Annotated in this window: 21 protein-coding genes; 10 read left to right on the plus strand and 11 right to left on the minus strand. The window is 71.7% G+C overall.

What is annotated here, in order from left to right; all coding sequences use genetic code 11:
- Entirely contained in the window at window positions 1-267 is a 267-nt protein-coding gene (locus ACWH95_RS03100; RefSeq protein ID WP_136029443.1) for a hypothetical protein, read from the minus strand.
- Between the two features lie 211 nt (window positions 268-478).
- Here ACWH95_RS03100 and ACWH95_RS03105 point away from each other — a divergent pair, with 211 nt between their 5' ends.
- From ACWH95_RS03105 to ACWH95_RS03125, 5 genes are all read left to right on the plus strand, one after another.
- Window positions 479-1,309, plus strand: a complete 831-nt coding sequence (locus tag ACWH95_RS03105) for a DUF4397 domain-containing protein (RefSeq protein ID WP_206252528.1) — start codon at window positions 479-481, stop codon at window positions 1,307-1,309.
- Window positions 1,306-1,968, plus strand: a complete 663-nt coding sequence (locus ACWH95_RS03110; protein WP_454120147.1) for a class F sortase — start codon at window positions 1,306-1,308, stop codon at window positions 1,966-1,968. Before ACWH95_RS03105 ends, ACWH95_RS03110 begins: the two co-directional genes overlap by 4 nt.
- Window positions 1,969-2,007: 39 nt before the next feature.
- Window positions 2,008-2,571 (plus strand): RNA polymerase sigma factor, encoded by a 564-nt coding sequence (locus ACWH95_RS03115; protein WP_136036703.1) that lies wholly within the window; start codon window positions 2,008-2,010, stop codon window positions 2,569-2,571.
- Window positions 2,558-3,295 carry an anti-sigma factor gene (locus tag ACWH95_RS03120; RefSeq protein ID WP_454120148.1) on the plus strand — a complete coding sequence of 246 codons (738 nt, stop codon included), beginning with the start codon at window positions 2,558-2,560 and terminating at the stop codon, window positions 3,293-3,295. Before ACWH95_RS03115 ends, ACWH95_RS03120 begins: the two co-directional genes overlap by 14 nt.
- A gap of 65 nt (window positions 3,296-3,360) precedes the next feature.
- Window positions 3,361-3,879: a glycine cleavage system protein R gene (locus tag ACWH95_RS03125; RefSeq protein WP_136036054.1), complete on the plus strand. Its 519-nt coding sequence runs from the start codon at window positions 3,361-3,363 to the stop codon at window positions 3,877-3,879.
- Between the two features lie 21 nt (window positions 3,880-3,900).
- Here the strand turns inward: ACWH95_RS03125 and ACWH95_RS03130 are convergent, their stop codons facing one another.
- Window positions 3,901-4,611 carry a FadR/GntR family transcriptional regulator gene (locus ACWH95_RS03130; RefSeq protein WP_136029435.1) on the minus strand — a complete coding sequence of 237 codons (711 nt, stop codon included), beginning with the start codon at window positions 4,609-4,611 and terminating at the stop codon, window positions 3,901-3,903.
- A gap of 164 nt (window positions 4,612-4,775) precedes the next feature.
- Here ACWH95_RS03130 and ACWH95_RS03135 point away from each other — a divergent pair, with 164 nt between their 5' ends.
- From ACWH95_RS03135 to ACWH95_RS03150, 4 genes are all read left to right on the plus strand, one after another.
- Entirely contained in the window at window positions 4,776-6,011 is a 1,236-nt protein-coding gene (locus ACWH95_RS03135; protein WP_454120149.1) for an aminotransferase class V-fold PLP-dependent enzyme, read from the plus strand.
- Window positions 6,012-6,072: 61 nt separating this feature from the next.
- Window positions 6,073-7,386, plus strand: a complete 1,314-nt coding sequence (locus ACWH95_RS03140) for an ABC transporter substrate-binding protein (protein WP_378802881.1) — start codon at window positions 6,073-6,075, stop codon at window positions 7,384-7,386.
- Between the two features lie 3 nt (window positions 7,387-7,389).
- A complete protein-coding gene (locus ACWH95_RS03145) occupies window positions 7,390-8,340 on the plus strand; it encodes a carbohydrate ABC transporter permease (RefSeq protein WP_136029429.1) in 951 nt (316 codons plus the stop codon).
- Window positions 8,337-9,257 carry a carbohydrate ABC transporter permease gene (locus tag ACWH95_RS03150; protein WP_205812679.1) on the plus strand — a complete coding sequence of 307 codons (921 nt, stop codon included), beginning with the start codon at window positions 8,337-8,339 and terminating at the stop codon, window positions 9,255-9,257. The genes ACWH95_RS03145 and ACWH95_RS03150 overlap by 4 nt, the downstream gene beginning before the upstream one ends.
- 61 nt (window positions 9,258-9,318) lie before the next feature.
- On the opposite strand, the gene ACWH95_RS03155 is transcribed toward ACWH95_RS03150, so the two are convergent.
- Complete coding sequence (locus ACWH95_RS03155) at window positions 9,319-10,332, minus strand: aldo/keto reductase family protein (RefSeq protein WP_136036085.1); 1,014 nt, start codon at window positions 10,330-10,332, stop codon at window positions 9,319-9,321.
- Window positions 10,333-10,361: 29 nt separating this feature from the next.
- Window positions 10,362-11,861: an aminotransferase-like domain-containing protein gene (locus ACWH95_RS03160; RefSeq protein WP_378802882.1), complete on the minus strand. Its 1,500-nt coding sequence runs from the start codon at window positions 11,859-11,861 to the stop codon at window positions 10,362-10,364.
- A gap of 19 nt (window positions 11,862-11,880) precedes the next feature.
- Between ACWH95_RS03160 and ACWH95_RS03165 the strand changes: the two genes are divergently transcribed.
- Window positions 11,881-12,354 carry a hypothetical protein gene (locus tag ACWH95_RS03165; RefSeq protein WP_378802883.1) on the plus strand — a complete coding sequence of 158 codons (474 nt, stop codon included), beginning with the start codon at window positions 11,881-11,883 and terminating at the stop codon, window positions 12,352-12,354.
- Here ACWH95_RS03165 and ACWH95_RS03170 read toward each other — a convergent pair.
- The 7 genes from ACWH95_RS03170 to iolC are packed head-to-tail and all read right to left on the minus strand — an operon-like array spanning window position 12,342 to window position 21,449.
- Window positions 12,342-13,814 carry a DUF4407 domain-containing protein gene (locus ACWH95_RS03170; protein WP_454120150.1) on the minus strand — a complete coding sequence of 491 codons (1,473 nt, stop codon included), beginning with the start codon at window positions 13,812-13,814 and terminating at the stop codon, window positions 12,342-12,344. The two genes, ACWH95_RS03165 and ACWH95_RS03170, sit on opposite strands and share 13 nt — an antisense overlap.
- A 50-nt stretch (window positions 13,815-13,864) precedes the next feature.
- Window positions 13,865-15,154 (minus strand): 23S rRNA (adenine(2503)-C(2))-methyltransferase RlmN, encoded by a 1,290-nt coding sequence (gene rlmN, locus ACWH95_RS03175; RefSeq protein WP_205828305.1) that lies wholly within the window; start codon window positions 15,152-15,154, stop codon window positions 13,865-13,867.
- A 44-nt stretch (window positions 15,155-15,198) separates the two neighbouring features.
- Window positions 15,199-17,109, minus strand: a complete 1,911-nt coding sequence (gene iolD / locus ACWH95_RS03180; RefSeq protein ID WP_206252521.1) for a 3D-(3,5/4)-trihydroxycyclohexane-1,2-dione acylhydrolase (decyclizing) — start codon at window positions 17,107-17,109, stop codon at window positions 15,199-15,201.
- Window positions 17,109-18,020, minus strand: a complete 912-nt coding sequence (gene iolB, locus ACWH95_RS03185; protein ID WP_378802884.1) for a 5-deoxy-glucuronate isomerase — start codon at window positions 18,018-18,020, stop codon at window positions 17,109-17,111. Before iolB ends, iolD begins: the two co-directional genes overlap by 1 nt.
- Window positions 18,021-18,058: 38 nt before the next feature.
- Window positions 18,059-19,576 (minus strand): CoA-acylating methylmalonate-semialdehyde dehydrogenase, encoded by a 1,518-nt coding sequence (locus ACWH95_RS03190; RefSeq protein WP_136033383.1) that lies wholly within the window; start codon window positions 19,574-19,576, stop codon window positions 18,059-18,061.
- Between the two features lie 15 nt (window positions 19,577-19,591).
- Window positions 19,592-20,491: a Cgl0159 family (beta/alpha)8-fold protein gene (locus tag ACWH95_RS03195; protein WP_206252520.1), complete on the minus strand. Its 900-nt coding sequence runs from the start codon at window positions 20,489-20,491 to the stop codon at window positions 19,592-19,594.
- A 1-nt stretch (window position 20,492) separates the two neighbouring features.
- Complete coding sequence (gene iolC, locus ACWH95_RS03200) at window positions 20,493-21,449, minus strand: 5-dehydro-2-deoxygluconokinase (RefSeq protein WP_136033378.1); 957 nt, start codon at window positions 21,447-21,449, stop codon at window positions 20,493-20,495.
- Between the last annotated feature and the right edge of the window lie 64 nt (window positions 21,450-21,513).

Raw genomic sequence — 21,513 nt, forward strand, 5'->3', positions numbered from 1 at the left:
TCAGGCGGCGTGCGGTCCGTCGGTGGCGCGGTCGCTCGTGGTCACCCGCAGGGTGCCGTTGAACTTCCAGGTGGCGCGGGGCGCGTCGGGGCCGATGTCGCGCGGCACCTCGACGGTCATGTCCTCGAAGGTGTAGTTCACCGCCGCTCCTCGGCCGGTCAGGTACGCCCACATCTCCCGGCCGAGATCGGTCCAGTCGGTGATGGAGGCGCCGGTCGGGCCGGTGGAAGACGAGAACAGTTCGGCGGGGTGGTTCGTGTCGCTCATGGCGTGCTCCTTTGCCGGGTCCGGGTGTGTGGATGCGATTATGCGCGCGGTCCCGATCGATGTCCATCAGTTTCTGGGCACCGTCTAAAAAAGCACCACCGGGACCGGAGAGTGCCGACAAGATCGGGTTCGGGTGCATCCGCCGACCGCCCTCGCCCGGAATAAGGGGGCAATGGGTGGCGACCGCCGCCCCTGTTCAAGGAGGAGCATCGTGCGAAGAATCACCACAGCCGGCCTCGTCGTCGGACTACTGGCCGCAGCGGCCCTGGCCACGCCCGCGACCGCCGCGACCACCGGCAGCGCCCAGCTCTCGGTGCTGCACGCCATCCCGAACACCCCGGTCGACGTGTACGTCAACGGCGAGCGCACCATCGACGACTTCCAGCCCGGCTCACTGGCCGGTCCGCTGGAACTCCCCGCCGGCAGCTACGAGGTCGCGCTGACCGCGCCGGACGCGGCCGACGCGAGTGCGCCCGTGCTCGGCCCGGCGACGCTGACCCTTACGGCCGGTGCCAACTACACCGCCGTCGCGCACCTCACCGAGGCGGGCGACCCCGGGCTGAACCTCTTCACGAACGACACGTCCCCCACCGCACCCGGCCAGGGGCGGCTCACGGTCCGTCACGTCGCGGCCGCGCCCGCCGTCGACATCCTCGCCGGCGGCTCACCGGTGGTCGAGGATCTGACCAACCCGAACGAGGCGACGCTGAACCTGCCCGCCGGGAACGTCTCGGCCGCCGTCGCCCTCGCCGGCACCACCGACCCCGTGCTCGGCCCGCAGGACGTGGCGGTGCAGGACGGCGTGCTCACGATCCTGTACGCGTGGGGCAGCGCCGAGGAGGGCACCCTCGCCATCGCCGCACAGACGGTCTCGGGACTGCACACCAACCCCGGCGGCGTGCCCTCCGGCACCGCGGGCTACGCGGCGCAGCGGGACGCCGACACCGTCATCGTCCTGGCGACGGCACTGATCGGCCTGGCGATGATCGCGGCTGCGGGTGCGACCGTCGCCGTGCGTCGTCAGCGGATCGCGCGCCGATGAGACCGGGGGCGCTGCGCCGCCGCATCCGGCGAGGACTCCTCGCCGGATGCGGTGCCGCGTGCGCGGCGCTCCTGATCGCCTGCACCCCCGTGGGGGCGGGCGAGGTGATGACGTCGGATCCCCCCTCCGACCCCCCACGCTCGCCGTCGCCCGCCCCCACCTCGATGCTGCGCCCGGAGACGCACTCCGCCGAGCTGCCCGCACCGCAGCCCACGACCCCTCCGACCCGGCTGCGCATCCCCGACCTCGGCGTCGACATGACCGTGGTCGACGTGGGAGTGGAGCCGACAGGGCAGATGCAGCTCCCGGAGGACCCGGCGGTGGCGGGGTGGTACCGGTACGGCGCCGATGCCGCCAGCACGGCCGGACTCGTCGTGCTGGCCGCGCACGTGGACGCCGTCGGATACCCCATCGGCCCGCTCTCCCGGTTGCGCGAGCTCGGTGCCGGAGCGACCGTCGAGGTGACCGACGCGAACGGCGTGCCCCGGACCTACGCGGTGGAGTCGCTGGCCTTCTACGAGAAGGCGGCTCTCCCCACCGGGGAGCTGTTCGCCAGGGAGGGCCCGCCCGGCCTGGTCCTCATCACGTGCGGAGGACCCTTCGACAGCACGACCGGTCACTACCGCGATAATGTCGTCGCCATCGCACGGCCCGCCTGACCACCCGTACCCGACGCCCCGAACGGAAGGGAGGCGCGCATGACCTCCGCGGACGACCCCGACGACGAGACGCAGCTCAACGAGCGCTTCGTCCGGGGCGACGAGGATGCCCTCGCCGAGCTGTATCGGCGGTGGTCGCCGGTGGTGTTCACGCTCGCGTTGCGCTCCCTCGGCGATCGCGCCGACGCCGCCGACGTGACGCAGCGCACGTTCGTGTCGGCCTGGACGTCGAGAACGGGGTACGACCCGTCGAAGGCCCGCCTGAGCACGTGGCTGGTGACCATCGCCCGGCGCCGCATCGCCGACATGCACGAGTCGCGGGCCCGCATCCAGCGGCTGCAGGAGGAGATGATGCGCGTCACCTCTCCCGACGATCTCGTCAGCGCACCGGTCGACCTGTCGCAGTCCATCCTGATCGCGAACGAGATGCGGCAGCTGCGACCCGAGGCGCGCGAGGTCATGCGGCTGGCGTTCTTCGACGACCTGACGCACGAGGAGATCGCCCGACGGCTGGACATGCCACTGGGTACCGTGAAGAGCCACATCCGCCGGAGCCTCTCCCGAATGCGCGACCGATTGGAGGTCAACCGTGTCGCACCTTGACCCCGAGCAGCTCGCCCTGCTCGCGCTCGGCGAGCCGGTCGCCTCCGAGCGCGAGCGCGCGCACCTCGACCAGTGCCGGGCGTGCGCCGCCGAGATCGCCGACCTCGCCCACGCGGCGGGTGTCGCGCGGTCGACCGTCGCCGACGCGGAGCTGGAGTCGCCGCCCGCCGACGTGTGGGCGCGCATGCACGACGAGCTGGGCCTGCCGGAGCGGCTCCGGGCCGACCCTCTCCGCCCGGCGGAACCGACAGCGGGCGAGCCGTCCTCCGCCCCACGCCCGCGGCGCAGAACCGCCGCCCGCTGGTGGGTGCTCGCCGCCGTCACGGTCCTCGTCGTCACCGTGGGCGTGAGCACGTGGACGGTGATCTCGGCCGCGCTCCGGCCGGTCACGGTCGCCACGGCGACGCTCGACCCGTTCCCCGACCACCCCGATGCGATCGGCACGGCAGAGGTGGACGAGGACCGCGACGGCGCGCGCACCCTCACGGTGTCGCTCGACGGCGAGGTCGGGTCGGAGGACTACCGGGAGGTCTGGCTCATCCGCAACGACGGGAAGGCGCTCATTAGCCTCGGCGTGCTCGACGCCGCGACCGGCGCATTCGCCATCCCCGCGAACGTCGACCTCGACGAGTACGACCTCGTCGACATCTCGTTCGAACCCATCGACGGCGACCCGGCCCACTCGGGGAACTCCATCGTGCGCGGCACGCTCGACTTCAGCTGAGCGGAGCGCACGACGCCCGCGTCAAGGGCATGTCCCGAACGCCGAACGCCCCCTACGCTGAGGCCATGACCACACTCATCCTCACTGTCGCGGGTGCCGACCGGCCGGGACTCGTCGCGGCGGTCGCCGACGTCGTCGACGCCCACGGCGGCAACTGGGAGAACAGCTCGCTGGCCGAGCTCGCGGGAACGTTCGCGGGCGTGATCGAGGTGTCGGTGCCGACCGACCGCGCGGGCGACCTGGAGACCGCGCTCCGGGCGATCCAGGGTCAGGGGCTCCTGACCCTGTCGGTGCTCACCGGGACCCGCGGCGTGGCGGAGGAGGACGAGGAGCGGCTGCTGGTGATGCAGGTGCTCGGCAACGACCATCCCGGGATCGTGCGGGAGGTGTCGGCCGTGCTGAACGCGCACGCGCTGAGCATCGAGGAGCTCGCGACCGAGACCCGCGATGCGGCGATGGCGGGCGGACGGCTGTTCGAGGCGTCGGTGATCGCGAAGGTGCCGCCGACGGTCGACCTCGACGCGCTGCGGGCCGACCTGGAGCGACTCGCGACCGAGATCCAGGTCGACATCACCCTCGGCTGAGCGGACCCCGCCGGCGCGCACTCAGGCGGACGGCGTCTCCGCGGTCGGGACGTCGTCGAGCCCGGAGTACCGCCGCACCCAGTACTCGGTGTACGCGACATGCGCGGATGCCGCGGCCGACGCGGCGACGGGATCGGCGGCGGCGAGGCCCCGCAGGATCGCGCGGTGCCCGGCGTCGGAGTGCACCTTGAGCTCCGCGGCGTCGTCGGGCTCCGAGATGCGGTACGCCCGGGAGCGGGAGCGCAGCACGTCGATCAGGCTCGTGAGGGCCTCGTTGCCCGCGACCGCGGAGATGCGCATGTGGAACTCGTGGTCGAGGCGTGACTGCGCCTCGAAGTCGGTCGTGGCCTCGATCTCGTCCAGCACCGCGGCGAGCGCCGCCACGGTGTCTGCGTCGATGCGGGCGGCCGCGAGGGCGGCGGCATGGGGTTCGAGCACCCGGCGCAGCTCGGTCAGCTCCAGCACTCCCGCCATGGGCAGCAGCCCGACGGTGAGCGACAGACTGCCGATGAGGTCGGCCGCGCGCAGCTCGCTGACGTAGCTGCCCGAGCCGTGGCGCGTCTCCAGCACGCCCAGCGCCGCGAGCGTGCGGATGGCCTCGCGCAGCGATCCGCGGGAGACGCCGAGCCGTTCGCACAGCTCCCCCTCGCTGGGCAGGCGGTCGCCGGGGCGCAGCGCACCGTCGGCGATCAGCGCCCGCAGGCCGTGCAACGCCGTGTCGAGTGCGCTCATCGTCATCCTCCCTGACACCCCCGCCCCTCGTGCAGTCTGTCGGAACCGCTCCACGCGACAAACTCGTATGACAACTATGTTTCATCCTCGCGGATTCGTAGCCAAAATCGGGGCCTTGTGGCAAAGTTGTGCAACAACTCGCCCCCACTCATCGATGAGGTCCGATGCCCGCTCCGCTGTTCCCCGCTCCGCTCACGCTGAACTCCGGCCTGCGAGCGCGCGACGCCTGGCCTCTCGACCCCGCGGTCGTGCACCTCAACCACGGGTCGTTCGGCGCGGTGCCGTCGGTCGTGGTCGCACACCAGGACGCCCTGCGTCGCCGCGCCGACCTCAGCCCGGTCGAGTGGTTCCCCCGCATCGCCGAGCGCGTGCAGGACGCCAGGGAGCGCACCGCCCCGTTCGTCGGCGCCCGGGCGGACGACAGCGCCTTCGTGCCCAACGCCTCCGCCGCGGCGACCGTCGTGTACAACGCGCTGCGACTCGAGCACGGCGACGAGATCCTGGTGACGGATCAGGGCTACGGCGCGATCACCATGGGGGCGGAACGCCTCGCCCGCCGCTTCGGGGCGACCGTCCGCACCGTCGCCCTCCCGCTGCTCGCGCCCGACGACGAGATCGTGCAGCTGTTCGCCGACGCCCTCACCCCGCGCACCCGGCTGATCGTCGTCGACCAGATCACCTCGCCCACCGCCCGCCTGCTGCCCACGCGCCGCATCGCCGACCTCGCGGCCGAGCGCGGCGTGCGCACCCTCGTCGACGGCGCCCACGCCCCCGGCCTGATCGCCGACGCCGCCGCGGTCGCGGGCGGCGACTGGTGGTTCGGCAACCTGCACAAGTGGCCCTGCGCCCCCCGCGGCTCGGCCCTGCTCGTCACGGCAGCACCCGACCGCGACGAGCTGTGGCCGCTGATCGACTCGTGGGCCGCCCGCGAGCCCTACCCCGGGCGCTTCGACACCCAGGGCACGATCGACGCCACGACGTACCTGGCCACCCCCACCGCGGTCGAGTTCATCGAGGCCGAGTTCGGGTGGGAGCACGCCCGCGCCGCGATGGCCGAGCGCGCCGACGCCGGGGCCGAGCTGATCGCCGAGGCGCTGCGCCCGTACGGCGACGAGGATCCGCTCACCCCGCTGCCCTCCCCCGTGCCGTCCATGCGCCTGATCCGCCTGCCGCTCGGGCTCGGCGCGACGCGCGAGGAGGCCGACGCGCTGCGCATGGACCTGCTCGACGAGGTCGGCGTGGAGACCGCCTTCACGAGCTTCCGCGGGGTCGGCTACTTCCGCCTCTCCGCGCACCTCTACACCGAGGCCTCCGACGTCGAGGCGTTCGTCGAGCGCTGCATCCCCGCGATCCTGCGCCGCGCCGGCATCCGCCCCGCCGACGCCCTCATCCTCCCCTGACCACCCGCACGACCCGACCCACCCGAAACACACCCACCCATCCCCCACCGAGAGGCACATCGTGAAGAACAAGATCTTGACGACCGCAGCGGGAGTCGGCACCGTCGCCGTCCTCGCACTCACCGGCTGCTCCGGAGGCTCCGGCTCGTCCGGCGGCGACGGAGACGTCACCCTCCAGATGGTCGAGAGCCTGACGAACCCGGCGCGCACCGAGCTCATCCGCGGGCTCCTCGACGACTTCGAGAAGGAGAACCCCGACATCACGGTGAACCTGGTCTCGCCGCCCACCGAGCAGGCCGACCAGAAGATCCAGCAGATGCTCCAGTCCGGCAAGGGCGTCGACGTGCTCGAGGTGCGCGACATCACGGTCGGTCCGTTCGCCAACAACGGCTGGCTGTACGACCTCGGCCCCGACCTGAAGAAGTGGGACGGCTGGGACGCGCTGACCGACAACGCCAAGTCCGCCGGCGTCGCCGAGGACGGCAAGAGCTACTTCGTCCCGTACGGCTTCTACGGCCTGTCGCTGTTCTACCGCACCGACCTCGTGGAGGAGGCGGGCTTCGACGGTCCCCCGCACAGCTGGAAGGACCTGCTGGAGCAGGCGTCCGCGATCCAGGATCCGTCGAACAACATCTACGGCTACGCGTTCCGCGGCGGCCAGAACGCCAACAGCAACGTGGTCGCCGCGATCGAGGCCTACACGATCGACGGGCTCGACACGGAAGATGCGTTCCTCATGGAGGACGGCTCGACGATCTTCGCCGCTCCCGAGGCGCAGGAGGCGGTCGACGACTACTTCGACCTCTTCAAGGAGGCGTCGCCGCCGTCCGCCGTCTCCTGGGGCTACCCCGAGATGGTCGCCGGCTTCACCAACGGCACCACGGCCTTCCTGCTGCAGGACCCCGAGGTGATCGCGACCGTGCAGGACTCCTCCCTCACCGAAGACCAGTGGGACACCGCTCCGCTGCTCGTCGGCCCGTCGGGCAAGGCCGCGCAGCCGCTCGCCGTCGCCGGCTGGGGTGTCGCGAAGAACAGCGAGCACACCGAGGCGGCCGTGAAGCTGGTCGAGTTCCTGTCGTCGGCCGAGCCCGCGACCGAGTTCGCCCAGGCCAACAGCCTCGTGCCGATCATCGCCGCCGCGGCCGACGACGAGTTCTACTCCACGGGCCCCTGGACCAGCTACGTCACCATGACCGAGGACCCGGACACCTACGTCAACGTGCGCCAGCCGCGCGGCGTGAGCTGGTGGACCGAGTGGATCCAGAAGTCCGACCAGGACGTGCAGAGCGTGCTGCTCGGCAACATGTCGACGAAGGACCTGCTCGCCTCGTGGGATGCGTTCTGGACCGAGAAGTACGCCGCGGAGAAGGGCTGACCCGTGGCCCGCACCATCCGTGAAGGGGGCTCCGTCGGCACTGCCGGCGGGGCCTCCCCGGCACGCGGACGGCGTCGGCCGTTCCGCGGCCGTCACGCCCTGACGCTGCTGGCGTTCCTCGCCCCGGCGATCGTGTTCGTCTGCTGGTTCACCTACTGGCCCATGCTGCAGGGCGCCCGCATGGCGTTCCACGACTGGAACCTGTGGGACCTCACGTCGACCCCGTTCGTCGGCTTCGACAACTTCCTCGCCGTGTTCCGCGACCCGGCGTTCCCGACCGTGGCGTGGAACTCCGTGCTGTGGGTGGTCGGCTCGCTCGTGCCCCAGCTCGTCATCGGCTTCCTCATCGCGCTGGCCCTGCGCAAGCGGTTCCGCTTCCGCGGGCTCTACCAGGCGCTGGTGTTCTTCCCGTGGGCGGTGTCGGGCTTCCTCATCGGCATGCTGTTCCGCTGGATGTTCAACGCCGAGTTCGGCGTGGTCAACGACCTGCTCATGAAGGCCGGCCTCATCGACGCCCCCCTGCCCTGGCTGGCCGACCCGAAGCTGGCGATGTTCGCCGTCATCGTCGCGAACATCTGGTACGGCGTGACGTTCTTCGCGATCATGATCCTCGCGGCACTCCAGTCGGTGCCCGACGAGATGCTGGAGGCGGCGAGCCTCGACGGCGCCGGCAAGGTGCGGCAGCTGTTCTCGATCATCATCCCGTACATCTCGATGACGCTGCTGCTGACGATCCTGCTGCGCGTGATCTGGATCTTCAACTTCCCCGACATCATCTACGCGATGACGAACGGCGGCCCGGCCAACCAGACCCACATCATCACGACGTGGATGATCAACTACACGCAGCAGGGCAACTACGGCATCGCGAGCGCCATCGGGCTCATCGTCGTGGCGTTCCTCATGGTGTTCTGCGCCTTCTACCTGATGGCGATGCGGAGGGTGCAGCGATGACCATCACCTCGACCACCCGGACCGGTTCCTCGATCACCGAGACCCGTCGGATCACGGTGCCCGACCCGAAGGCCGCTCCGCGACCGAGGCCGCGGGTGACCGTCGGCGGTGTCGTGCGCGTGGTCGGGCTGGCCCTGTGGCTCCTGATCACGCTGTTCCCGCTGTACTGGATCACGCTCACCGCGTTCAAGTCGCCGGGGACCATCAACCGCTTCCCGATCGAGTACTGGCCGAGCGAGCCCTCGTTCGACAACTTCACGAGCCTGTTCGAGAAGAGCTCGTTCGGGGTCTTCCTGGCCAACTCGGCGATCGTGGCGGTGTCGGCCGGAGCCGTCGCGACGCTCATCGCCCTGCTCAGCGCCTACGTGCTCGCGCGCTTCGAGTTCCGCGGCAAGGGGGCGATCCTCATCGCGTTCCTGCTGACGCAGATGATCCCCGCGTTCATCGCCCTCGGCCCGCTGTACTCGATGATGACCGACCTGGGCCTCGTCGACACCAAGCCCGGACTCATCCTCGTCTACATCGCGATCTGCATCCCGTTCTCCACCGTGATGCTGCGCGGCTTCTTCGAGAACGTGCCCGACGCGCTGGAGGAGGCGGCGATGATCGACGGCTGCTCGCGCCTGGGAGCCCTGTTCCGGGTGCTGGTGCCGGTCATGACGCCCGGCATCATCGCGGCGTTCATCTTCAACTTCGTCAACTGCTGGAACGAGCTGTTCCTGTCGGTCGTGCTGATGAACACCGACGCGAACCGCACCGTGCCCTCGGCGCTGAACGGCTTCATCTCCACGTTCAACATCGACTGGGGCTCCATGTCGGCCGCGGCCGTGCTGACGATCCTGCCGACCATGGTGATGTTCGCCCTCGCCAGCCGCTGGATCGTGCAGGGCCTGACGGCCGGCGCCGTGAAGGAGTAGCCCGCGCGCGGACGAAGGCCCCCTCTCGCCCATCGCGGGAGGGGGCCTTCGCCTGCCCCGGTCAGACCAGGCGGGACTTCGGGGACACGGAGTACGTGTGCTCGGCGTCGCGGTTCACCGTGTCGCCCAGGGCCTCGTCGATCGCGGACAGCGTGTCGGCGTCGAGCGTCACGCCCGAGGCCTTGACGGTGTCGGCGAGCTGCTCGGGCCGGGAGGCGCCCACCAGGGCCGCCGCCACGTTGGGGTTCTGCAGCACCCACGCGATCGCGAGCTGCGGCATCGTGAGCCCCGCCTGCTCGGCGATCGGCTTGAGACGCTGCACCGCGGTGAGGATGTCGTCCTGCAGGAAGCTCTGGATGAACCCGGCCCCGGAGTTCTGATCGGTCGCGCGCGAGCCCTCCGGCACCGGCTGCCCCGGCAGGTACTTGCCGCTGAGCACACCCTGCGCCATCGGCGACCACACGATCTGCGAGATGCCCAGCTCCTCCGACGCGGGCACGACCTTGCCCTCGATCACGCGCCACAGCATCGAGTACTGCGGCTGGTTCGAGATGAGCTGGATGCCGAGCTGCGTCGCCAGCGCGTGACCCTCGCGCAACTGCTCGGCCGTCCACTCCGAGACGCCGATGTAGAGCGCCTTGCCCTGCCGCACGACGTCGGCGAACGCCTGGAACGTCTCCTCCAGCGGGGTCTCGTAGTCGAAGCGGTGCGCCTGGTACAGGTCGACGTAGTCGGTGCCGAGGCGCTTCAGCGAGCCGTTGATCGACTCCATGATGTGCTTGCGGCTCAGCCCGGTGTCGTTCGGGCCCTTCGGGCCGGTCGGGAAGTAGACCTTCGTGAAGATCTCGAGCCCTTCGCGGCGCTGGCCCTCGAGCGCCTTGCCGAGCACGACCTCGGCCGCCGTGTTGGCGTAGGTGTCGGCGGTGTCGAACGTGGTGATGCCGGCGTCGAGCGCCGCATGGACGGTCTTGACGGCCGCGTCGTCTTCGACCTGCGAGGCGTGCGTGACCCAGTTGCCGTAGGTGATCTCCGAGACCTTGAGACCACTGTTGCCGAGATAGCGATAGTTGACCATGGATCAACGCTAGTCCCGGCGGCGGACGCTCAGGCCGGTCGGCCGAGGGATTCCCGATACTCGCCCCACGCCGCGCCCAGGCGGTGCACCCCTTCCGCGAGCACGTCATCGGGCGCCGTGAAGGGCAGGCGCACGTGGTCGTCGGGGGCTGTGGGGGACGCGGCGAAGGCGGCGGTGCCGGCGATCGAGACGCCGTGGGTCGCCGCGACGCGGGCGAGAGCCGACGCGGCCCCCCGGGGCAGCGCGGCCCACAGCGCCAGTCCGCCCCGCGGCGCCACGTACGTCCAGTCGGGCAGGTGCTCGGCCATCAGGTGCTCCAGCAGCCGCAGCCGCTCCCGGTGCACGCGGCTGTTGGCCCGCCGCAGCTCGTCGGCGTGCGCGATGAGGTCGAGCGCGAGCAGCTGACCGGGCACGCTCGTGGACTGGTCGGCGAGCTGCCGGGCGCCGCGCAGACGCCGCACCAGCACCGGGTCGGCACGCAGCCACCCGATCCGCAGCCCCGCCCACGCCCACTTCGACACCGACTCGACGACCATCACGGGGGCGTCCGGTCGTTCCGAGGCGAGCGTGGGCGGCACGACCCCGTCGAACGAGATCCCCGCGACGACGCGGTCCTCGATCACCGGCACACCGTACTGCGCGGCGAGCTCGGCCACGCGGTGCCGGGCCGCGGCGGGCAGGCGCGTGCCCGTGGGGTTCTGGTGGTGGGGGTTGAGCGCCACCAGCACGGGGCGCAGCCGGGCCATCGCCTGCTCCAGCGCGACCACGTCGAGGCCGTCCGTGCCCATCGGCACCCCCTGGACGGTGCCGCCGCGCAGCCCCACGCTGTCGGTCACCCCGGGCCAGGTGATCTCCTCCGCGAGCACGATGTCGCCCGGCTCGACGAGCGCGTTCACCACGAGGCTGATCGCCTGCTGCGCGCCGTGCGTCACCAGGATCTGCTCGGGCGTGGTGGGCGTGCCCTCCGCGCGGTACATCTCGGCGATCAGCTCGCGCAGCACCGGGAGCCCTGCGGGGTCGGTCTCGGGCAGCAGCGCGAGGTCGAGACGCGGCTGATGGTCGCGGATCAGCTGCACGCCGAGCTCCGGGATCTGCGGCACCGTGCGCAGCAGGTCGATCGTGTTCGGCACCGCGGAGAACAGGGCCTCGCCGCGACCGGGACGCGCAGGGGCCGAGGGGGCACCGGTCCCCGCCACGCGGGTGCCGCTCCCCTGCCGCCGCTCCACGAGCTCCTGCTCCGCGAGCACGGCGTAGGCGGAGACGACCGTGCCGCGCGACACCGACACGGCGGACGCCAGGGAGCGCTCGGCCGGCAGCCGGTCGCCCGCGCGGAGCTCGCCACCCGCGATCAGCGCCGAGATGCCGCGCGCGAGCCGGGTCGCCAGCGTTCCGTCGCCGTGGGTCCAGCGGCCGAGCCGAGCGGCCAGCCCCTCGGTCGACACCTCGCCCGCTCGCACCAGCGGAGTCGCGCGACCCGGGGCCGATCCGTGGTCCATCGGCGCCGCATTGGCCCTGTCGTCCGTGTCCATGTGACCCGATTCTGGACCAATGGACACCTCCACCACTACTCTCACGCCGGATCTGGGGCCAATCCCCGCGGATTGGACCATCGACCGGTTGCTCGCTCACCTCGCCGACGACCGTGCGCTCGACGACCCCGCGCTGGTCGGCCCCCTGCGCCGCCTCGACGCCGCGATCACGGGGAGCGACGGCGGGCGGCCGCTCGCCGCGATCGTGCTCGTCCGCTCCCTGGTCCTCGCCGTCGCCGCGACGCCGGCCCTCCGCGCGCGGACCCTGCACGACGTGCTCACGTCCGCCCGCACGCGGGGTGCCGGGGTGCCGCGCGACGCCCGGGCCCCGCACGTCGCCCCCGCGCATCGCCCCGCCGCTGCCGCGGACACGGGCACCGCGGGGCCGTTCACGGCACCGGGCTCCCCCGCCGGCGCACGGACCCCCGTGCGGGACGCGGATCCCTCAGCCAGCGCGGGGCGCGCGAGCGGCCGCGAGCGTCAGGTGGCCTGAGCGCCCGGGGTCGTGACGATGTCGGCGCGGTCGCGGAAGCCCTCGGCCGTCACCCGGTCGAGCGCCACCTGCTTGCGGATCGCGACGGCCTTCTCGTACAGGCTCGGGTCGCCGTAGCTCGTGAGCACCTTCACCAGCACCGGCAGCAGCTCGATCATGAAGAACAGCGCGGCGATCAGGATGTGCGCCCACAGGATGGCCGGCTCCTTCTCGCTGAGCCGGTTGAGTCCGCTGATCTGGCTGAGCAGCCCCACCGCACCCGCGTTGCCCTGCGCGACGGCATCCGCGCGGGCGTTGTACGCGGCGAGCGCCTGGTCATACGTCTCGCGCGCGGCCGGAAGCTCGTCCTTCGCCTGCTGGCGGTTCTGCGTCTCGGAGGTCGAGGTGTTCTCCTTGGCGGCGGTGCCGGCGGCCGCGAGCTCGTCGTTGGCCGTGCGCAGCTGGGCGGCCAGCGCGTCGTAGGTCTGCTGCGCCTCGGCGAGCTGGGCCTGCGCGGCCTGCGAGCTCGCGCCCTCGCCGTTCACCCCGGTGCACCCGGGGACGGTGCCAGCGCCCTCGCCCGTCAGCTCGCACTGGTAGAGCACGCGCGCCTGGTCGATCACGGCCTGCTGCGCGGTCATCTTCGCGGTGAGGTCGTCGACCGTGGCCTGCGCGGCCGACTCGCTGGCGGACGACGAGTCGGTGCCCGCGACGATCCCGGTCGCCGCCTGGTTCTCCAGCTCCGAGACCCGCTCGGAGGCGGCGTCGAGGGCCTTGCGCTCCGGGCCCGATTCGAGCGCCTCCTGATCGGACTGCGCCTGGACGATGTTGGTCGCGGCGACCTCGCGAGAGATGTCGTTGTGGAAGATCTGCAGCACGAGCGGCTCCGCCACGACGAAGCCGATGATGGCCGCCATGATCACCCGCGGGATCGCCAGCCCGATGAGCTTCCACACGTTCCTGGTCGACGTCATGGTCGAGGTGAGGAACCGGTCGAGGTTGAAGATGATGAGCGCCCACACCACCGCGAGCGGCACCGCGAGCCAGATCGCGGCCTGCACACCCGTGGTCAGCGCGAACAGCATCGAGATCGCGGACACCAGTGCGGTGCCGGCGAGCACGAAGAACATCTGCACGAAGCGGGGCGTCTCGCCGGGCACGCGGTCGAGGATCTCGCCCTCCGCGCCGCCGAGGATCGCGAGGGCGCGGAGTCGCTCGGCGGCCGTGCGGCGACGACGGGGCGGGCGGGCGCGACGCGCGCGGGCCGGCTGCTCCTCGGTTGCGGCATCGGCGTCGGCGTCCTCCGTCGTCCGCACGGACTCGGCATGCTCCGGAGCGTCGACGAAGGGGTCGGGGTCGGGTCCCGTCGGCTCGAACTCGCGCAGGAAGTCGAGGTCATCCGTCTCGGCGTTCGGGTCGCCGTCGAGGATGATCCGACCCTGCGAGTCGAAGCGACCCGGGCGATGGGCGGAATAGGGCATCCGGACAGGGTACGAAGCCCGCCTTGGAGTCGCTCTCAGGAAAGCCCTGTTCAGGCCATCGCGGCGGCGGCGGCCTCGTCCTCGGTGGTGGCGACGAGCTGACCGCACGCCCCGTCGATCTCCTTGCCGCGGGTGTCGCGGAGGGTGGTCGGGATGCCGGCGTCGTTGAGGCGGCGCACGAACTCGTCGGTCACGTCACGCTCGGACGAGGTCCAGATCGACCCGGGCGTCGGGTTCAGCGGGATCGGGTTGACGTGCACCCAGCCGCGACCGCGCTGGTTGAGCTTCTCGGCCAGCAGGTCGGCGCGCCAGGCGTGGTCGTTCATGTCCTTGATGAGCGCGTACTCGATCGACACGCGGCGGCCGGTCTTGGCGTAGTAGTCGTAGGCGGCGTCGAGGGCCTCGTCGACCTTCCACCGCGAGTTCACCGGGATGAGCTCGTCGCGCAGGTGGTCGTCGGGCGCGTGCAGCGACAGCGCGAAGGTGACCGGGATGTTCTCGTCGGCGAGCTTCCTGATCGCGGGCACGAGGCCGACCGTGGAGACCGTGATGCCGCGGGCGCTCATGCCCAGGCCGTCGGGCTGCGGCGCGACCATGATGCGCACCGCATCCATCACGCGCTTGTAGTTCGCGAGAGGCTCGCCCATGCCCATGAAGACGATGTTCGACACGCGCTCCATCGAGTGGTCGTCGCGCTTCTTGCCGCCCAGCTCGCCGTTCGCGATCGCCCGGTTGGCCCGCACGATCTGCTCGATGATCTCGGCGGTCGACATGTTGCGGGTCAGCCCGGCCTGGCCGGTCGCGCAGAACGGGCAGTTCATGCCGCAGCCGGCCTGGCTCGACACGCACAGGGTGATGCGGCCGGGGTAGCGCATGAGCACCGACTCGACGAGAGCGCCGTCGTGCAGGCGCCACAGGAACTTGATCGTGTCGCCACGGTCGGTCTCCAGCCGGCGCACCTCGGTCATCAGCGGCGGGAGCATGCCCGCGACCAGCTCGTCGCGGATCCCGGCGGGGAGGTCGGTCATCTCGGCCGGGTCGGACGTGTAGTGGCGGAAGTAGTGGGTGGCGAGCTGCTTGGCGCGGAAGCCGGGCAGCCCGAGCTCCTTCACCTTCGAGATGCGCTCGGCCGGGGTGAGGTCGGCCAGGTGCACCGGCGGCTTGCCGCGCTTGGGGCTCGCGAACTGCAGCAGCGGACGGCCCTCGGCGTCTTTCTTCTGCGTCCAGCCCTCGGTCGCCGGGCGCACCTGGGGGGCACGGGTCTCACGGATCGCCCCCGAGCGGGACGACGCGGGCGCTGCCTGGGGGCGCGTCTCGCGCGTGCGGGGGTTCTCAGTCATCCTTCCAGGATACCGGGGGCCGGGTGGGAGGCGGCTGGGCCGGATCAGCCGAGCAGCGGGCGCTGCGCCGTGCGCTGCTGCTCGTACTCCGCGCGGGCCCGCCGGGCGCTGTCGGTCGACGCGACCTCGGCGACCGGCACGTCCCACCAGCCCTCGCCGTCCGGCGCATAGACCGTGGGGTCGCTCTCCACGTGGATCACGGTCGTGCGCTCCGCCGCCTTCGCCGCGCGCACCGCCGCCCGCAGGTCCTCGATCGCGGAGGGACCGGGGGCGACCTCGATCACGTCGACGCCGTAGCTGCGCGCGTTCATGGCGAGGTCGACCGGCAGCACGTCGCCGTGCTGGAAGCTGCGGGCCTGCGCGTCGTACCGGCGGTATTTCGTGCCGAAGCGCTCCGACCCGACCGTCTCGGACAGGTGCCCGATCGACGCGAAGCCCTGGTTCTGGATGAGCACCACGATGAGCTTGATGCCCTCCGCCACCGCCGTCGCGAGCTCGGAGCTGAGCATGAGGTAGGAGCCGTCGCCGACCATCACCACCACGTCGCGGTCGTCGCCCGCCGCCTCCAGGCCGCGCTTGACGCCCAGCCCGCCCGCGATCTCGTAGCCCATCGTGGAGAAGGCGTACTCCACGTGGTAGCCGAGCGGGTCGCTGACGCGCCACAGCTTGTGCAGGTCGCCGGGCAGCGAACCCGCGGCCTGCACGATCACATCCCGGTCCGCGACCTCGGCCCGCACCGCCCCGATGATCTCGGGCTGCCCCGGCAGGTCGCGGCCGGTCGGGGCGAGGGCGGCGTCGACCGTCGCGTCCCACTCCCGCTTCTGCGCGGCGGCCTCGTCGGCGAGCTCCGTGCGCACGCGGGTGCCGCGCAGCTCGGCGGTCAGCGCCTCCAGCGCCTCCCGGGCGTCGGCGATCACCGGCAGCTGCGTGCCGTGCTTGTAGGCGTCGAACGGGGCGACGTTCACGTTCACGAACACCGCGTCGGGGTGCTGGAAGGCCGACCTCGACGCCGTCGTGAAGTCGCTGTACCGCGTTCCGACGCCGATGATCACGTCGGCCTGGGCCGCGAGCCGGTTCGCGGCCGTGGAGCCGGTGGCGCCGACCCCGCCCAGATACTGCGGGTGATCCCATGGCAGCGCGCCGCCGCCCGCCTGGGTCGTGCCGACGGGGATGCCGGTCGCCTCGACGAAGTCGCGCAGCGCGCCCTCCGCCTCGGAGTACAGCACACCGCCGCCCGCGATGAGGAACGGCCGCCGCGCCCCGCGGATCGCGGCGACCGCCCTGGCCAGGGGTCCGCGCTCGGGGAGGGGCCGGCGCACGTGCCACTCCCGCTCCTGCAGGAACTCGACCGGCACGTCCAGCGCCTCGGCCTGCACGTCTTCCGGCAGCGCGATCGTCACGGCCCCGGTCTCGGCCGGATCCGTGAGCACCCGCAGCGCGGCGAGCGCCACGGAGAACAGCTGCTCCGGCCGCTGCACCCTGTCGAAGAACACCGACACCGGGCGGAAGGCGTCGTTGACGGTGAGCCCGATGTCGTGCGGTCGCTCCAGCTGCTGCAGCACCGGGTCGGCGACGCGCGTGGCGAAGGTGTCGCTGGGGAGCAGCAGCGCGGGCAGGCGGTTGGTGGTCGCCAGGGCCGCACCGGTGAGCATGTTCGTGGCGCCGGGGCCCACCGAGGCCGTGCTGGCGAACGTCGCGCGGCGGCGGTGCATCCGTGCGAACCCGACGGCCTGGTGCACCATCGCCTGCTCGTTGCGCGCCTGGTGGTACGGCATCAGCTCCGGCTGCTCGAGGTGGTACTGCTGCAGCGCCTGCCCGAGACCGGCGACGTTGCCGTGGCCGAAGATGCCGAACATGCCGGGGATCGTGCGCTCGCGGTGCTCGCCGTCGACCGTCCACTGCTGCGCCAGGAACTCCACCAGCGCCTGGCCGACCGTCATCCGCCTCGTCCGCATCACTGCGCTCCTTCTGCTCGATAGGGAAGCCGCGGGTCGATGTCCTGCCCGCTCCAGCTGTCGCGCACCCACGCGTGCGCGGGGTCGTCGGTGATGAGCCACGAGCGCTCCGGGTCGGGGCCCGCCATCACGTTCAGGTAGTAGAGGTCGTAGCCGGGGGCGGCGACCGCTGGCCCGTGATAGCCGTAGGGCACGAGCGCGACATCGCCCGTGCGCACCATCGCCGAGACGTCGATGTCGCCCGCGTCCGAGGAGTAGGTGGCGAACATCCCGAACGCCGCGTCGGCCGACGCCGCCTGCCCGCCGTCACGCGTGGGCGCGGCCTCGAAGTAGTAGATCTCCTCCAGGCGCGACTCCCGCCCCGGCACCCGGGCGTCGTGCTTGTGCGGCGGGTACGACGACCAGTTCTCCGCGGGAGTGAGCACCTCGCACACGATCAGGCGCTCCGCGTCGAGGGTCGCCGGGGTGCCGAAGTTGTGCACCTGCCGGCTCGACCGCCCCGCCCCGCGCAGCTCGACCGGGGTCTCATCGGCGCGGAGGTGCCTGGTGGGATGCACGACCGTCGTCGGGGCGGAGGCCACCGCGACCCGTCCGGTCCCGCGGATCACGGCGGTCGCGGCGCACGAGAGGTACAGCACGTCGGTGGGACCGTGGAACACGGAGGTCCGTCCGGCGAGGGTCGTCTCCGTCGTCGCGCCGCCCTCGGTGTGCGTCACCGTGAAGGAGCCGGAGAGCGGGACGACGATGCGCTCGACCCCGGTCTCGGCGAGCGCGAGGCTCTCCCCGTCCGCGAGCACGCCCACGCGCAGGCCCGTGTGCGCCCACCCCGGCAGCGCCTCGTCGACCACGCTCTCCCAGCCGTCGCGGCCGAGGGCACCGCGCGGGTGGAACCACGGATCGTTCGCGGTCATGGCGCCTCCTGTCGGTGTCGATCGGATGGTCGGTGTCGTCAGCGGTTCTGCGGGAAGCCGAGGTCGATGCCGCCGTGGGTGGCGGGGTCGAGCCAGCGGCTGGTGACGGCCTTCTCGCGGGTGAAGAAGTCGAACCCGTGCACACCGTACGCCTTGGCGTCGCCGAACAGCGACGCCTTCCACCCGCCGAACGAGTGGTAGGCGACGGGTACCGGGATGGGCACGTTGATGCCGATCATGCCCACCTGCACCTCGTGCTGGAAGCGGCGGGCCGCTCCCCCGTCGTTCGTGAAGATCGCGGTGCCGTTGCCGAAGCGCCCGGAGTTGATCAGGTCGACGCCCTCCTGGAACGTCTCGACCCGCACGACCGAGAGCACCGGGCCGAAGATCTCCTCCGTGTAGGCGCGGGAGTCGGTGGGGATGTCGTCGATCAGGGTGGGGCCGAAGAAGAAGCCGTCCTCGCGCCCGTCCACCGTCAGGCCACGGCCGTCCACCACGATGCGGGCGCCGTCGGCCTCCGCGATGTCGACGTAACCGGAGACCTTCGCCCGGTGCTCCGCGCTGATCAGCGGGCCCATGTCGGGCTCGCCGGTGCCGTCGCCCGCGCCGTCGCCCACCCGCAGCGTCGCGATCCGCTCGGTGATCTTCGCGATGAGCTCGTCCGCGACGGGCTCCACCGCCAGCACGACCGACACGGCCATGCAGCGCTCGCCCGCGGCACCGAAGCCCGCGTTCACGGCCTGATCCGCGACCAGGTCGAGGTCGGCGTCCGGCAGCACCAGCATGTGGTTCTTCGCACCGCCGAGGGCCTGCACGCGCTTGCCGGTGCGCGACGCCGTCTCGTAGATGTACTGCGCGATGGGCGTCGATCCCACGAACGAGATCGACTGCACGATGTCGCTGTGCAGCAGCCCGTCGACCGCCTGCTTGTCGCCCTGCAGGACCGTGAACACCCCGGCGGGCAGCCCCGCCTCGGCCCACAGCTCGGCCAGCCACAGCGCGGCGGACGGGTCCTTCTCGCTCGGCTTGAGGACCACCGCGTTGCCCGCCGCGATCGCCACGGGGAAGAACCACATCGGCACCATCGCCGGGAAGTTGAACGGCGAGATGATGCCCACGACACCCAGGGGCTGCTTGAGCGAGTACACGTCGATCCCGGTCGAGGCGTTCTCCGAGTAGGCGCCCTTGATCAGGTGCGGGAACCCGGTCGCCAGCTCCACGACCTCCTGTCCGCGCAGGATCTCGCCCATCGCGTCGGAGAGCACCTTGCCGTGCTCGGCGGTGATGATCGCGGCGAGCTCGCCCTTGCGGGCGTTCAGCAGCTCCCGGAACGCGAACAGCACGCCCTGCCGCTTCGCGATCGACCACGTGCTCCACTCCGCGAAACCGCGCTCCGCGGACGCGAGGGCCGCGGCGATCTCGGCCTCGTCGGCGAGCGCGACCCTGGCGGTCTCGGCGCCCGTGGCGGGGTTGAACACGGGGGCGGTCCGCCCGCTGGTCGAGGCGTGCGGGGCACCGTCGATCCAGTGGCCGATGACGGGGGTGTCGGAGCTCATGCGGGTCCTTCGGGATCAGGCCGACAGGCCGGGGTGGACGAGGGAGGCGGCGACGTCGATGGCCGCGGCCACGTCGATGTCGGCGGAGTACAGCAGCGTGCGGCCGACCGTGAGGCCGCGCACGCCGGGGAGCGACAGGGCGTCCTCCCACGAGGAGAACGTGTCGTCGGGGTCGGCACCCGCGTCGCCGCCGAGCAGCAGCACGGGCAGGGTGGTCGCGGCGAGCACGCGCTCCATGTCGTCGACCACGGGCAGCTTGAGCCACGTGCTCGCGCTGCTGGCGCCCAGACCGCTCGCGATGGCGATCGACAGCATCACGGCGTCGGGGCTGAGGTCGTTGACGATACGGCCGTCGACGCGGCGGCTCAGGAACGGCTCGAGCATGATCGGCAGGTCGGCGCGGGCCGCCGCGGTCACCGCGTCGGCCGTGGAGGCCAGGGTCGGCGCCGTGCCGTCGTCGTCGAGGTTCACGCGCAGCAGCGCCTTGGCGAAGTCGATGCCCGAGTCCACCATCGCCGGCACGTCGTACCCGGTGTAGCGGTCGTCCATCTCGAAGCTCGCACCCCGCAGCCCACCGCGGTTCATCGAGCCGACCACGATCTTGTCGTCGAGCAGGCCGAGCACGGCCAGGTCGTCGATGATGTCGGGCGTGCCGAGCACCCCGTCGACGCCCGGGTGGCGCAGCGCGATCGCGAGGCGGTCGAGCAGCTCGTAGCGGTCGGCCATGGCGTAGGGCTCCGCGCCCACTGCGAGGGCTCCGCGTGCGGGATGGTCGGCCGCGATGATGAACAGCCGTCCGTCGCCGCGGATGATGTCGCGGCGGCGGCGCGCGGCCAGCAGCTCGCGGATCGCCCGGGGGGACTCGGCCCGCACGGTGCGCAGTCGCTCGAAGTCCTCTTGCGTCAGTGCTGTCATGTCACGCATCTCCGTTCACGACCTCCGCGATCTCGCGCTCGGTCGGCATCGCCGTGGAGCACTCGCGGCGGCCGGCGACGATGCCGCCCGCCACGTTGGCCCACGTCAGGGTCTTCTCCAGCGGCCACCCGGCGAGCAGCCCGTGGCACAGCGCACCGCCGAACGCGTCGCCCGCCCCGAGGCCGTTGACCACGGCGACCTGTCGCGCCGGAATCTCGACGCGCTCCGTGGCGGTCTTGGCGAGCACGCCGCGGGGGCCCTGCTTCACGATCGCGAGCTCCACGCCGCGGTCGAGCAGGGCGTCGGCGGCGCGCTCGGGATCGGTCTCGCCGACGGCGACCTCGCACTCCTCGCGGTTGCCGACGGCGACCGTGGCGAAGCCCAGCGCCCGCTGGACCCACGGGCGTGCGGCCTCGGCCGACTCCCAGAACATCGGGCGGTAGTCGAGGTCGAACACGGTGTGCGCCCGGCGGCCGCGCTGTTCCAGCAGCTCCAGGTGGGTCGTGCGGCTGGGGTCCTCGCTGAGACCGGTCGCGGTGAACCACACCAGGGCCGTGTCGCGCACGGTGTCGGCGTCGACGTCGTCCGGCCGGAGCTGGAGGTCGGGCGCCGACGGCTCGCGGTAGAAGTAGAGCGGGAAGTCGTCGGGCGGGAAGATCTCGCAGAACGTGATCGGGGTCTTGTAATCGGGGTCGGTGGCGACGAACCGGCTCGACACCCCGAGGCGCTCCAGCTCGTCGCGCAGGTACTGCCCGAACGGGTCGTCGCCCACACGGGAGAACAGCGCGGTGTCGTGGCCGTACCGGGCGGCGGCGACCGCGACGTTGGCGGCGCTGCCGCCGAGGTACTTGCCGAAGCTCGTGACCTCGCCGAGCCCCACGCCGTCCTGCAGCGGGTACAGGTCGACGCCGAGGCGTCCGATGCTGAGGATCTCGGTCGCCCGTGGTCGCTCGCTCATCGCCCCGCCTCCTCTCGCTGCATTTGTCCTAACATTAGCACTATTGCGCTCCCACCCGTGCGGC

Source organism: Microbacterium sp. NPDC055502, assembly GCF_053643635.1.

Coding starts and splice junctions, on each gene's coding strand:
- ACWH95_RS03100 (WP_136029443.1), bottom strand. CDS start 267: ATGAGCGACACGAACCACCCCGCCGAACTGTTCTCGTCTTCCACCGGC.
- ACWH95_RS03110 (WP_454120147.1), top strand. CDS start 1,306: ATGAGACCGGGGGCGCTGCGCCGCCGCATCCGGCGAGGACTCCTCGCC.
- ACWH95_RS03115 (WP_136036703.1), top strand. CDS start 2,008: ATGACCTCCGCGGACGACCCCGACGACGAGACGCAGCTCAACGAGCGC.
- ACWH95_RS03125 (WP_136036054.1), top strand. CDS start 3,361: ATGACCACACTCATCCTCACTGTCGCGGGTGCCGACCGGCCGGGACTC.
- ACWH95_RS03130 (WP_136029435.1), bottom strand. CDS start 4,611: ATGAGCGCACTCGACACGGCGTTGCACGGCCTGCGGGCGCTGATCGCC.
- ACWH95_RS03135 (WP_454120149.1), top strand. CDS start 4,776: ATGCCCGCTCCGCTGTTCCCCGCTCCGCTCACGCTGAACTCCGGCCTG.
- ACWH95_RS03150 (WP_205812679.1), top strand. CDS start 8,337: ATGACCATCACCTCGACCACCCGGACCGGTTCCTCGATCACCGAGACC.
- ACWH95_RS03155 (WP_136036085.1), bottom strand. CDS start 10,332: ATGGTCAACTATCGCTATCTCGGCAACAGTGGTCTCAAGGTCTCGGAG.
- ACWH95_RS03160 (WP_378802882.1), bottom strand. CDS start 11,861: ATGGACACGGACGACAGGGCCAATGCGGCGCCGATGGACCACGGATCG.
- ACWH95_RS03165 (WP_378802883.1), top strand. CDS start 11,881: ATGGACACCTCCACCACTACTCTCACGCCGGATCTGGGGCCAATCCCC.
- ACWH95_RS03170 (WP_454120150.1), bottom strand. CDS start 13,814: ATGCCCTATTCCGCCCATCGCCCGGGTCGCTTCGACTCGCAGGGTCGG.
- rlmN (WP_205828305.1), bottom strand. CDS start 15,154: ATGACTGAGAACCCCCGCACGCGCGAGACGCGCCCCCAGGCAGCGCCC.
- iolD (WP_206252521.1), bottom strand. CDS start 17,109: ATGCGGACGAGGCGGATGACGGTCGGCCAGGCGCTGGTGGAGTTCCTG.
- iolB (WP_378802884.1), bottom strand. CDS start 18,020: ATGACCGCGAACGATCCGTGGTTCCACCCGCGCGGTGCCCTCGGCCGC.
- ACWH95_RS03190 (WP_136033383.1), bottom strand. CDS start 19,576: ATGAGCTCCGACACCCCCGTCATCGGCCACTGGATCGACGGTGCCCCG.
- ACWH95_RS03195 (WP_206252520.1), bottom strand. CDS start 20,491: ATGACAGCACTGACGCAAGAGGACTTCGAGCGACTGCGCACCGTGCGG.
- iolC (WP_136033378.1), bottom strand. CDS start 21,449: ATGAGCGAGCGACCACGGGCGACCGAGATCCTCAGCATCGGACGCCTC.